Here is a 10,835-nt window from a genome sequence, read left to right as displayed (position 1 = left end):
CTTGCGACGAGCCGCTATCCGCAATCGCTGAAGGCGCGGATCGGCGGTAGTCACGGACACCTGAGCAACGATGCGGCGGCGCAAATTTTGGCGGCGTTGGATCGGACGCGGCTTTCACATGTCGTCGCTGCGCATTTAAGTCAGCAAAACAATCTGCCGGAGCTGGCGCAACAGGCGCTGGCGGACGTGCTTGGCACGGCGGCCGAGGACGTCATGGTCGCGTCGCAGGCGCTCGGGTTCGACTGGCTCGGATGCGGTGGCAGTGGGACGTGAGCTGACGGGAGGGACGCTCGAACGAGCAAAACAAAACGATAGTCAACAAAACAAAACAGGCAACAAAAAACCGGCTCAAGGCCGGTTTTTTGTTGCCTCGTTACAGGCAGGTGCTTCTTACTGGCTTGCGCCCGAAGCAGCAGCAGCGCCCGACGCAGCAGCGTCCGAAGCAGCAGCAGCGCTCGAAGCAGCGGCACCAGCGTCGCTCGCAGCAGCCGTGGCGTCGCTCGCAGCAGCAGCAGCGCTCGACGCAGCAGCGTCCGAAGCGGCAGCAGCGGGAGCCGAAGCAGCGGCAGCGTCGCTAGCCGGAGCGGCAGCGTTTTGGTCGCTGCTCTTATTGCACGCAGCCAGTGCAACAGCCGCCAACAGGGATGCTACGAGGAGGGATTTCTTCATGATCACGTCCTTTTATGGTTAACGGTAAGCAACAGCGCGAAATAAGACCGGTAATGTGCTCCAACACCAACCTAGGCCGCTGGTGGGATGCACTTCAGAGCGTGAATCTTCCCCACGGCTTGGGCGGAAATTATATGCACTTTCGTACCGACCGTCGACAAAGCAGGGTCAATACGTTGCCTTTCTCATACAGAATTTAACCGTAATCGATAGGGAGGGCGGCCAGCTTCATGAAAATGCGCCGACTCGTACCCAGCCGGCACAATACCACTCGTACAGCAACGCTGTCATCGATTCATCGGTAGAGAGTGTTACAAAGCGTTTCCCCTCGATTCGTCGCGTATCGGCCAATTCGCAGAGCCACTTGCGGCTACGTGGAAGGGCCGATTCTTCGCCGTTGATGAAGTAGGTCCGTGCGCCATACAGGAGCGCCGTCTTGTTGTCGAGCCGTACGCCCGACGCCTGCGCGCGCCGGATGAACGCCGCTTCGGCCAGCGGACGATCGGGCGCGTCGAACACCACCTGCGGCTTGGGTTCGCTCAGATAGCTGCCGAGGAACGAAACCAAATCGCGTTGGGTCCACTTCACGCGCGCAAGGATCGCGCCAAGCTCGGCGATCATCGCGGCGGGCAACTCGGCCGGATGCGCGACGGCACTCTGGCGCGGGTCGCGATAAAGCCGCTCGCCCGCCGGCGAATGCGCTAGCTCGCCCCGTTCGGCCAAATAGTACAAAAACTGGCCGATCAGCTCGTTCGCAGAAGGTGCCCTAAAGCCGATCGAGCAGGTCATGCATTCGCCCTGCGCGATACCGTCGTGCGCGATATGCGGCGGCAGGTACAGCATGTCGCCGGGCTCGAGCAGCCATTCCTGCTCGGGCTCGAAATGCTGTAAAACCTTCAACGGCAGTCCAGGTTTTAGCGTGAGATCGCGCTGCGCCGAGATGCGCCAACGACGCTTGCCGTGCACCTGCAACAGGAAGACGTCGTAAGAATCGAAATGCGGGCCGACGCCGCCGCCATCCGTGGCATAGGAGATCATCAGAGCGTCGAGGCGGGCATCGGGCACGAAACGAAAGCGGTCGAGCAGGGCGCGCGCGCGATCGTCATGCAAATCCGCGCCTTGCACGAGTAGCGTCCACTCGCGGCGTTTGACGCTCGGCAACGCGTCGCTATCGAACGGGCCGTGCTCGAGGCTCCAGCGTCCGCGCGCATGGGAGACGAGGCGCGATTCGGCGTCCTCGCTCGTGGCGAGTTCGAACAGCGCATCGCGCGAGAGCGGCGCGGCGACATCGGGGATGGCGCCGCGAATCAGTAGCGGCTTTTTTTGCCAGTACCGTCGCATGAATTGCGACGGCGTCAAACCGCCGAGCAAAGGCGTAGGCGAATCGGGCGAGGGGGGCGCTGCTAACGCCGCGGGCAGGTCGGACGTGGTGGCCGTACCGGCCCGATGGTCAAGGGGCCGCTTGGGCATCGTATAATGGAACCGTATTTTGGAGACTCGAATGAAAATTGCAAAGAACACCGTTGTCGCGGTCGCTTACAAGCTCTCGGATTCCCAGGGCAACCTCATCGAAGAAAGCGACGAGCCGATGGTCTATCTGCACGGCGGCTATGATGGCACGTTCCCTAAAATCGAGGAAGAGCTCGATGGGCACGAGCCGGGCTTCCAGACGCAGATCCAACTCGAGCCTCAGGACGCATTCGGCGAATACGATCCCGAACTCGTGAAGATCGAGCCGCGCAACCGCTTCCCCGAGCCGCTCGAAGTCGGCATGCAATTCGAAGGCACGCCCGAGGATGACGACGACGAAATGGATTCGCTGATCTACACGGTCACCGATCTGGCGGAAGACAAGGTCGTGCTCGACGGCAATCATCCGCTCGCCGGCATGGCCTTGCGATTTGCGCTGACGGTCAAGGAAGTGCGCGAAGCCACGGCCGATGAGATCGAACACGCCCATGCGCATGGTGCCGAAGGCATCGAGGTCGTCGACGAAGACGATGACGACGAAGAGGGCGAATCAGGAACCCCCACCCTGCACTGAGTTCGGCTCGGCTGGCGCGGGCGCGGGCACAGGTGCGGGTGCGGGTGCGCTGCCGGGTGCCGGCGGCGCGCTTGCCGCGGAGGCAGGTGTGGCCGAGGCCGATGCGGGCTGCGCTTGGCCAGTACCGAATGTATCCGGCAGCAAGGGCGGCTCTTGAGCCGGTGCGGGCGGTGCCGATGCCGGTTGCGCGATGGTCGGTGCGGGCATCACATATTGGATCCCCGGCAACGGCTCGAGCGCGGGCCCCGGCGCACTGGCGCTAGAAGACGGCGCCTGCATGGGTGCGATAGGCGCAATCGGGGCGACAGGCGGTGCAGGCAGCGGCAACGTGCTCGATACGTTGCGCACGCTCACTCTAAAGGGCACCCGCCAGCCGTAATTCACATCGAGCACCACCCATTGCGTCAATGGATTGCGCGGCGCGATCCCGATGCGCGTGAGATTGGCGACACGGTCGCCTTTATCGTTGTATAGCGGCTGATCGATGACGAACCCCGCCGCTTGGGCGTGCGCGTCATGATGAATCAGGATGACCGGCCCGCTAAACGTTTGCGCCGCTTTAACGAGGCTCCGTTTGAATTCGAGGTAGCCGTCGGGTTTGCGGTGCCGAGCGAATCGCAGCCACGGAAAGCGATCGGTGTGCTCTTCGTAGCGCGAAAAGTTGGGGTCCGCTTCGATGAACACCACCAGCGCTTTCGCGCGCCGCCGCTTGGCGTATTCCGCCGCATGCTCCAGCCAAAACGCCGAGGCGATCGCGCGATCGTCGAACTCGCCGTTGCGGCCTCCGGCATCGGAATAGTGATTGTTCCCTCCCACGACGTTCAAGCCCACGAAAACCGTATCCTCGGCTTCCCAACGGACGTTCTCGCGAAAGACGCGAAAGCGCGCCGCTTCGCTTTCGCGCGTCAACGCGAATGTCGATGAACCCAACGCGTTCATGTCCGAGAACAACGTCTGCCGCAGAAAATCGAGCCGTTCCGCGGCATCGTAGCCGCCGCCGCTCGAACTCGTGCAATCGGCCCAGTCGTGTTGGCCGGGTAGGGCGACGAGCGGGATAGCCGACGTTTGCAGCAATTGCTGACGCCGGTCGTAAAGCGCGTCCGAGCATCGCTCGTGCGCGCCTTTCAGGTTGCCGTCATAGACAACGAACGACAAGCGTCGATCGAGCCCGATGGCCTCGAGCAAGCGCCGCGCGGCCGGCTCGTCGGCCCCGCTTTTCATGACGCTGGAAATCACGGCGAACGCGTAGCTCGGCGCTTCGGCCCGTGCGTGGGCAACGGTGCAAGGCGCGGCGCAAACGAGCGCGAGCGCGAAGGCGGCGACGGCACGATACGGGCGAGCCCGCCAAGGTGCCGTCACCGCTCGTACCCCTGCTGGGCATGCTTATCTTCGGCGTTCGCCAGTTGGTGCAATTCATAGAGCAGGTCGAGTGCATCGCGCGGGCGCAGTTCGTTCGGGTCGATGCCCTTGAGCCGCTCGAGTGCCGGATGCGATGCTTGAACGGACGGCGTGCCGGGCAGATCGTCGGGGGCATCTTCGGCATAGACGGGCGCCGCGAACAGATCGAGTTGCGGCGTGGCCTGCGCGACGGACTGCTGCTCGAGGTGCGCGAGGTGTTTGCGCGCCGCTCGAATCACCGCGGACGGCACGCCCGCCAATTGGGCGACCTGCAGCCCGTAGCTTTGGCTCGCGGGCCCTTCGCTGACGGCGTGCAAGAACACGATCCCATGGCCGTGCTCGACGGCGGACAAGTGCACGTTCGCCGCTTGAGCGAATTCGGTGGGCAACTGCGTGAGTTCGAAGTAGTGCGTCGCGAATAGCGTGTAGCAACCGTTGCCCGCGAGCAGGTGACGCGCGATGGCCCAGGCGAGCGCGAGGCCGTCGAACGTCGACGTCCCGCGCCCGATCTCGTCCATGAGCACGAGGCTGTGCTCGGTGGCATCGTTCAAAATGGCCGCGGCTTCGGTCATTTCCACCATGAAGGTGGAGCGCCCGCCCGCGAGATCGTCGGCCGCTCCGATGCGCGTGAAGATGCGGTCGATCGGGCCGAAGCGCGCGCGTTGCGCGGGCACGTAGCTGCCGACATACGCCATCAGCGCAATCAGTGCCGTCTGCCGCATGAACGTCGACTTACCGCCCATATTCGGGCCCGTGATCAAAAGCAGTTTGCGTTCGGCGCTCAAGCGGCAATCGTTGGCGACGAACTGTTCGACCTGCGCCTCGACGACGGGGTGGCGCCCTTGTTCGATGTCGATGCCGCCATCTTCGGAAAATTCCGGCGCGACCCAGCGCAGGGCTTGCGCGCGTTCCGCGAAAGCGGCGAGCAAATCGAGTTCGGCCAGTGCGGCGGCGACGCGCTGGCAGTCTTCGATGAACGGCAACAGCGTTTGCAAGAGCGCGTCGTAGAGCGAGCGCTCTCGTGCGAGCGCGCGCTCCTGTGCCGATAGCGCTTTATCTTCGAACGCCTTGAGTTCCGGCGTGATGTAGCGCTCGGCGTTTTTCAGCGTTTGCCGGCGGCGATAGTCGTCGGGCACCTTATCCGTTTGGCCGCGCGTGACTTCGATATAAAAGCCGTGGACCTTGTTGTACTCGACGCGCAAATTGTTGATGCCCGTGCGGGCGCGTTCGCGAGCTTCGAGTTCGATCAGGAATTGACCGCAGTTCTCCGAAATGTCGCGCAACTCGTCGAGTTCGCTGTCGTACCCGCGAGCGATGACGCCGCCGTCGCGCACCATGGCTGCGGGCTCTTGGGCGACGGCGCGAGTGAGCAAATCGACGCACCCCGCGGGCGGCTCGAGCGCCGCGCCGATGCGTTCGAGCGCCGGCGTGCCGGCTGCCATGGCGGTGACGAGTTCGCGCAACGCCGGCAGCGTGGCGAACGTGTCGCGCAGGCTCGATAGATCGCGGGGCCGCGCCGAAAGCAGGGCGAGGCGGCCTGTGATGCGCTCGACGTCCGCGATTTTGCGCAGCGCGCCGCGCAGCATGTCGAGGCCCGTTCCGTGGGGCGCATCGAGCAGCGCGCCGATCGCTTGTTGGCGCGATTGCGCGACGACCGAGGCGCGCGGCGGATGGTGCAGCCAATGGCGCAGCAATCGGCTGCCCATTGTCGAGCAACAGGTGTCGAGTAGCGAACACAGAGTGGGCGATTCGCCGCCGCGCAATGTTTCCGTCAGCTCCAAGTTGCGGCGCGTGGCCGGATCGAGGCCGATATATTCCGATTCCGTTTCGACTTTCAGGCTGCGAATGTGCCGCAACTGTTGGCCTTGGGTCGCTGCCGCATACAGCAGCACCGCACCCGCGGCGCCGCACGCGCTCGTGAGCCCCTCGGCACCGAAGCCGTCGAGGCTCGCGACGTTCAGTTGATCGCAAAGCCTTTGAACGCCCGAGGCCACGTCGAAGTGCCAGGCGGGCACGCGCGTGAGCGTGCCGGAGATCGCGTTCGGCATGATGTCGGCTGCGCTGTCGCCGACCAGCACTTCAGCCGGACGAATGCGCTCGAGTGCCGCGCCGACTTCGTTCGGTGCGACCTCGGCGAGCCTCAATGCGCCGCTGGCGAGGTTGAGCCAGGCGAGGCCGATGCCCGTCGTGACGCCGCGTTTGTTGTGCGCGGGGCAGGCGGCGAGCAGATAGGCATCGCTTTTATCGGAGAGCAGGGCGGCATCGGTGAGCGTGCCGGGTGTGACGATGCGCACGACCTTGCGCTCGACGGGACCCTTCGAGGTGGCCGGATCGCCGATCTGTTCGCAGATGGCGGCCGATTCGCCGAATTTGACGAGTTTGGCGAGGTATTGCTCGACGGCGTGATACGGCACGCCTGCCATCTTGATCGGATTGCCGCCCGAGGCGCCGCGTTGCGTGAGCGTGAGATCGAGCAGGCGTGCCGCTTTTTCGGCATCGTCGAAGAACAGTTCGTAGAAATCGCCCATGCGGAAAAACAGCAGCGTGCCGGGGTGATCGGCTTTGATGCGCAGGTACTGCTGCATGTAGGGGGTGTGCTTGGCGAGCATTTGCTCTGCCGGCGCATCGACGCTAATTTCGGTTTTCATGCGTAACTTTCGAAAAAACGTGTTCGGGTGCTCGCTTTCGCTTGCGCTCGCCTCTGGCCTTCGCGCACGACGGCGTAGCGAGTTGGCCAGGGGCTACGGCGTCCGAGTGACTCTACTTTCTCGGCTGGCGTTGGGTGTAGTCGTTCGAACGGCCTATCTTGGGCTGGCACGCGACCGGCGGCGCGCAATAGAACGGGGGGCACCGGTCGTCGGAGCGAAGTCTGGAACAAACCCCGCATTTTAGGGGATTCGAGGGCGCCGAGCCCGAGTTTTGCCCCGGCGCACGAAAACCGACGAACGGAATTGGCGTGGTGCGGGGCGCTCGCTCGGGCCCGCAAGAATCAGTGGACGGCGCACCGGAGGCACTCGAGCCGATTCTCGCTAAGCAAGGCGAGCCAAGCACGCCGCTCACTGCTCCATCATCGCCTTCAGATCGACCCTGCGCGCATTGGCTTGGCTGCGCCGCTTCGCGAGCCAAATCATCGTGCAAACGAATCCGCCGAACGTGACGATGATCCATTGCACCGGCATGTTCGCGCGCAGCAGCAGGGCATAGGCGCCGAGCATCAGCAGTACCGCGAGGTTTTGATTGAAGTTCTGCACGGCGATCGAATGTCCCGCCGTGATCAGCGTTGCCCCGCGATGTTGCAGCAGAGCGTTCATCGGCACGATGAAATACCCGGCCAGGCCGCCGAGCCCGATCATCAACGGGTAGGCCAAGACGATGTACGCGGCGATAAAGTGGCCGCCGAGATGAATCCCGGCTGTAGGCGGAAAGAGCCACTTGCCGTAGAACGCCATGGCGAGCGCGACGAAGCCCGCCGCGATGCCCACGGGCAACACCTTTAACGAGCGAACAAGCGGCACGAGCGCGGCGGCCGCGCCTGCGCCGCACGCGATACCGATCCCGGTGGCGCCCTGCATCAAGGCAGCCTTCGACAGTGTGAGCCCCAAGTTGACGCCGGCCCACTTGAGCACGAGCAACTGCAACGTGACGGCCGCCCCCCACATGAGCGTCGTCACCCAGAGGGCGATCTGCGCGAGTTCGTCGCGCCATAAAACATTGAAGGAGTCGACGAATTCGCCCACGAGCCGTTGCGGCTCGCGCAAGCGATTCGGGTAGCGCGCGCCCGTATCGGGAATGCCGATGTTGATCAAGGCCGCGGCCGCGTAGACGAGCATGACGGCGAGCATCGCGAAATCGGGCGCGTCATGCACGAACGCTAACGGATGTCCTTGCACGAAACGCTGCGCATACGGGCTGATGAGCGCGCCGCCGAGCGCCGTGCCGAGGATGGTCGATAGAACGGTGGCCGATTCGAGCCACGCGTTCGCGGCGACGAGCCGCTGAGCAGGCAATAGCTCGGTCAATATCCCGTATTTGGCGGGCGAATAGCCGGCCGCACCTATGCCGACCACGCCGTAAGCGATCATCGGGTGCACGCCCGCCAGCATCATCGCGCAGCCCGTCGCCTTGAGCGCATTGGCGGCGAACATCACATGGCGTTTTTGCAGCGCATCGGCGAACGCGCCGGCAAACGGGGCGAGCACGACATAGGAGGTCGTGAACAATATCTGCAAGAGCGGCGTGAACCAGCTAGCCGCATGCATCGTCCCGAGCATGGCGATGGCGGCGATCAGCAAGGCATTGTCGGCCAGCGACGAAACGAACTGCGCGGCGATGATCGTGTAGAAGCCTTTTTTCATCCGGCGAGCCGAGCGATGCGCACGCTCGGAATGAGAAGAAAGGAAGACCCGCTTGTCGAAGACAAAAGGCGGCCGAAGCCGCCTTTGTCGTGCCATCCGTCGCGCCGCGAAAGCGCGGCGCGACGCTCGGCCGCTCGTTAGTCGCTCTGCGTCGCGCGGCTGTACGGGGTCAAGATCGGCACCATCTGCGCGTAGATCTTGGGATTGCCCGCCACGATCTCGCCAAGGTGCAGAAATTCCGAATCGCCCGTGTAATTGCCGACAAGGCCGCCCGATTCGGTGATCAACAAGCTGCCCGCCGCCATGTCCCACGGGCTGAGGCCTTGCTCGAAGAAACCGTCGAGCCGCCCCGCGGCGACATTGGCCAAATCGAGCGCGGCCGCGCCGGGGCGGCGCAAGCCCGCGCACGAGCGCGTCATGTCGGCGAACAGCCGGCAGTAGGCCTCCACGCGGTCGTCTTCGCGGAACGGGAAGCCCGTGCCGATCAGCGCATCGCCGAGGCGATCGCGGCGGCCGACGCGGATACGGCGGTCGTTCAGATAAGCGCCGCGGCCGCGCGAAGCGGTGAACAGGTCGTTGCGGGTCGGGTCGTAGACGACGGCTTGCGTCACGATGCCTCGGTGCGACAAGGCGATCGACACGCCGTAGTAGGGCAAGCCGTGGATGAAATTGGTGGTGCCGTCGAGCGGATCGATGATCCAGAGGTAGTCGGATTCGTTTTCGGAACGGCCCGACTCTTCCGCCAGGATCGCGTGATCGGGATACGCCGTTTTCAGCGTATCGATGATGGCCGCTTCGGCCGCTTTGTCGACTTCCGTGACGAAATCGTTGTGCTGCTTCTTGCTGACTTGGACCAGTTCCAGATCGAGCGAGGCGCGGTTGATGATTTGTCCGGCACGGCGGGCTGCCTTGATGGCAATGTTGAGCATCGGGTGCATAAAACGGGTTCCTTGTGCCGCGGCAGGCGAGCGCTGCGGCTAGTGGGCCAAACCGCCCGGAATGCACGGGCATTCCGTCGACGAAAGCGAATTGAAGAAGAGCAATGTGCATGCGCGCGAGCAGCGCACAAGTCACGAATAGCGGGATTTTACCCGAATCCGGCCCGGGCTCGGCCCGAACGTTGCGGCGGGGCGCGAGCCGAACCGTCGCGGGAGCGATCGGCATGTTTCGGCGATTCGCGTCGAGGCGGCGAGCGCGATACCATATCGGCAGCTACGCAACACCTCCTTCGACCGGTTTTCGCTTATCTCGTCATCTTGAATCGTTCCGCTTCGCCATCGCCCTCGGCCACCGTTCACACCTGCGCGTCGGGTCCCCACGGCGGGTTCACCTCGACGTTGTTCGTTCTCGTCGAGCCCAGCCATCCCGGCAACGTGGGGGCTGCCGCCCGCGCGCTCAAAACGATGGGCTTTTCGCGGCTCGTCCTGGTTGCGCCGCGCCTCGCGCACGTGCAGGCGGACCCGGAGGCGATCGCCATGGCCAGCGGCGCCGAGGATGTGCTGGCGTCGGCGCGCATCGTGCCCACCATCGCCGATGCGCTCGCCGGCGTCACGTGGTCGGTGGCGCTGACCGCACGCATGCGCGAATACGGCCCGCCGCAGCTCGCGCCGCGCGAGGCTGCCGAGCAAGCTCGCGTGCACGCGACGGGCGGCGACATCGCGTTTGTCTTCGGCAACGAGCGCACCGGTCTCTCGAACGAACACGTCGAGCGCTGCAGTGCGCTCGCACATATCCCGGCGAATCCCGCCTACAGCTCGCTCAATCTCGCCCAGGCGGTTCAGGTGCTCGCCTACGAGCTGCGGCTCGCCTATCTTGGCGAGACCGTCGACGTACCGTCGGGCGAGGGGCTCGGTCCGCGCGCGCCGAGCGAGGAAATCGAGCGGATGTTCGTGCCTCTGGAGAATGCGCTGATTGCGCTGGAGTTTCTCGATCCGTCGAACCCCAAGAAGCTGATGTCGCGGCTGCGGCGGCTTTTCGCGCGCGCGGGACTCGAGCGCGAGGAAGTCAACATCGTCCGCGGAATCGCCAAGCACATCTTGCTCAAGACGTCCGGCCCGGGCGACTGACAGCCGCGATCCGACGGGCTCGTGCGAGGCGAGCCTCTACCGGGGCGCCCCCCGCCGGGCCCCCGGTGTTTCGACAATCTCCCTGAGACGAACAGGGCGAAAAAGCGCCTCGGGCAAAAAGCGTCGGTTCACTCTACAATCGGCCGGTCGGTCATATGCAAATCGCCGCCGGTCATATGCGCGCCTTCGCGCGCCGCAGCCGCGGCTTTTCGAGCGAGCCATTCATATGTTCACGAGACTTCGCGAAGACATTGCCTCCATTCGGGAGCGGGATCCGGCCGCGCGCAGTGCCTGGGAAGTCCT

At 64.2% G+C, this 10,835-nt stretch carries 8 protein-coding genes and 2 pseudogenes; 4 read left to right on the top strand and 6 right to left on the bottom strand.

The features are described from left to right. Positions 1 to 273, top strand: a pseudogene (locus ACTHN9_RS13700) (MBL fold metallo-hydrolase); the annotation flags it as partial. 117 nt (positions 274 to 390) lie between these two features. Here the strand turns inward: ACTHN9_RS13700 and ACTHN9_RS13695 are convergent. Continuing rightward, positions 391 to 669: a hypothetical protein gene (locus tag ACTHN9_RS13695; RefSeq protein ID WP_440537304.1), complete on the bottom strand. Its 279-nt coding sequence runs from the start codon at positions 667 to 669 to the stop codon at positions 391 to 393. 228 nt (positions 670 to 897) lie between these two features. Then, positions 898 to 2,139: a JmjC domain-containing protein gene (locus tag ACTHN9_RS13690; RefSeq protein WP_440537303.1), complete on the bottom strand. Its 1,242-nt coding sequence runs from the start codon at positions 2,137 to 2,139 to the stop codon at positions 898 to 900. Between the two features lie 31 nt (positions 2,140 to 2,170). Between ACTHN9_RS13690 and ACTHN9_RS13685 the strand changes: the two genes are divergently transcribed. After that, positions 2,171 to 2,713 carry an FKBP-type peptidyl-prolyl cis-trans isomerase gene (locus ACTHN9_RS13685; protein ID WP_440537302.1) on the top strand — a complete coding sequence of 181 codons (543 nt, stop codon included), beginning with the start codon at positions 2,171 to 2,173 and terminating at the stop codon, positions 2,711 to 2,713. On the opposite strand, the gene ACTHN9_RS13680 is transcribed toward ACTHN9_RS13685, so the two are convergent. From ACTHN9_RS13680 to ACTHN9_RS13665, 4 genes are all read right to left on the bottom strand, one after another. Then, positions 2,690 to 4,072 carry a hypothetical protein gene (locus ACTHN9_RS13680; RefSeq protein WP_440537301.1) on the bottom strand — a complete coding sequence of 461 codons (1,383 nt, stop codon included), beginning with the start codon at positions 4,070 to 4,072 and terminating at the stop codon, positions 2,690 to 2,692. The genes ACTHN9_RS13685 and ACTHN9_RS13680 overlap by 24 nt on opposite strands. Next, the gene (gene mutS, locus ACTHN9_RS13675; RefSeq protein ID WP_440537300.1) at positions 4,069 to 6,759 is read right to left on the bottom strand and encodes a DNA mismatch repair protein MutS; all 2,691 of its coding nucleotides are present in this window, start codon (positions 6,757 to 6,759) and stop codon (positions 4,069 to 4,071) included. Before mutS ends, ACTHN9_RS13680 begins: the two co-directional genes overlap by 4 nt. Positions 6,760 to 7,167: 408 nt before the next feature. Next, positions 7,168 to 8,466, bottom strand: a complete 1,299-nt coding sequence (gene lplT, locus ACTHN9_RS13670) for a lysophospholipid transporter LplT (RefSeq protein ID WP_440537299.1) — start codon at positions 8,464 to 8,466, stop codon at positions 7,168 to 7,170. 137 nt (positions 8,467 to 8,603) lie between these two features. Beyond that, positions 8,604 to 9,404: an inositol monophosphatase family protein gene (locus ACTHN9_RS13665; RefSeq protein WP_440537298.1), complete on the bottom strand. Its 801-nt coding sequence runs from the start codon at positions 9,402 to 9,404 to the stop codon at positions 8,604 to 8,606. Between the two features lie 318 nt (positions 9,405 to 9,722). On the opposite strand from ACTHN9_RS13665, the gene ACTHN9_RS13660 reads away from it, so the two are divergent. Together ACTHN9_RS13660 and ACTHN9_RS13655 are read left to right on the top strand one after the other, a co-directional pair. Then, entirely contained in the window at positions 9,723 to 10,532 is an 810-nt protein-coding gene (locus tag ACTHN9_RS13660; protein ID WP_440537297.1) for an RNA methyltransferase, read from the top strand. 226 nt (positions 10,533 to 10,758) lie between these two features. Continuing rightward, a pseudogene (locus ACTHN9_RS13655) lies at positions 10,759 to 10,835 on the top strand (serine O-acetyltransferase); the annotation flags it as partial.

The sequence above is a fragment of the Trinickia sp. genome, assembly GCF_051953405.1.
In the GTDB taxonomy this organism is placed as follows: Bacteria; Pseudomonadota; Gammaproteobacteria; order Burkholderiales; family Burkholderiaceae; genus Trinickia.
Note: the sequence above shows the minus strand (reverse complement) of the source record. Positions and strands in the feature narration are given on the sequence as shown.

Bases quoted from the DNA above. Each gene is read 5' to 3' on its own strand.
- ACTHN9_RS13695 (WP_440537304.1), bottom strand. From the start codon at position 669: ATGAAGAAATCCCTCCTCGTAGCATCCCTGTTGGCGGCTGTTGCACTG.
- ACTHN9_RS13690 (WP_440537303.1), bottom strand. From the start codon at position 2,139: ATGCCCAAGCGGCCCCTTGACCATCGGGCCGGTACGGCCACCACGTCC.
- ACTHN9_RS13685 (WP_440537302.1), top strand. From the start codon at position 2,171: ATGAAAATTGCAAAGAACACCGTTGTCGCGGTCGCTTACAAGCTCTCG.
- mutS (WP_440537300.1), bottom strand. From the start codon at position 6,759: ATGAAAACCGAAATTAGCGTCGATGCGCCGGCAGAGCAAATGCTCGCC.
- lplT (WP_440537299.1), bottom strand. From the start codon at position 8,466: ATGAAAAAAGGCTTCTACACGATCATCGCCGCGCAGTTCGTTTCGTCG.
- ACTHN9_RS13665 (WP_440537298.1), bottom strand. From the start codon at position 9,404: ATGCACCCGATGCTCAACATTGCCATCAAGGCAGCCCGCCGTGCCGGA.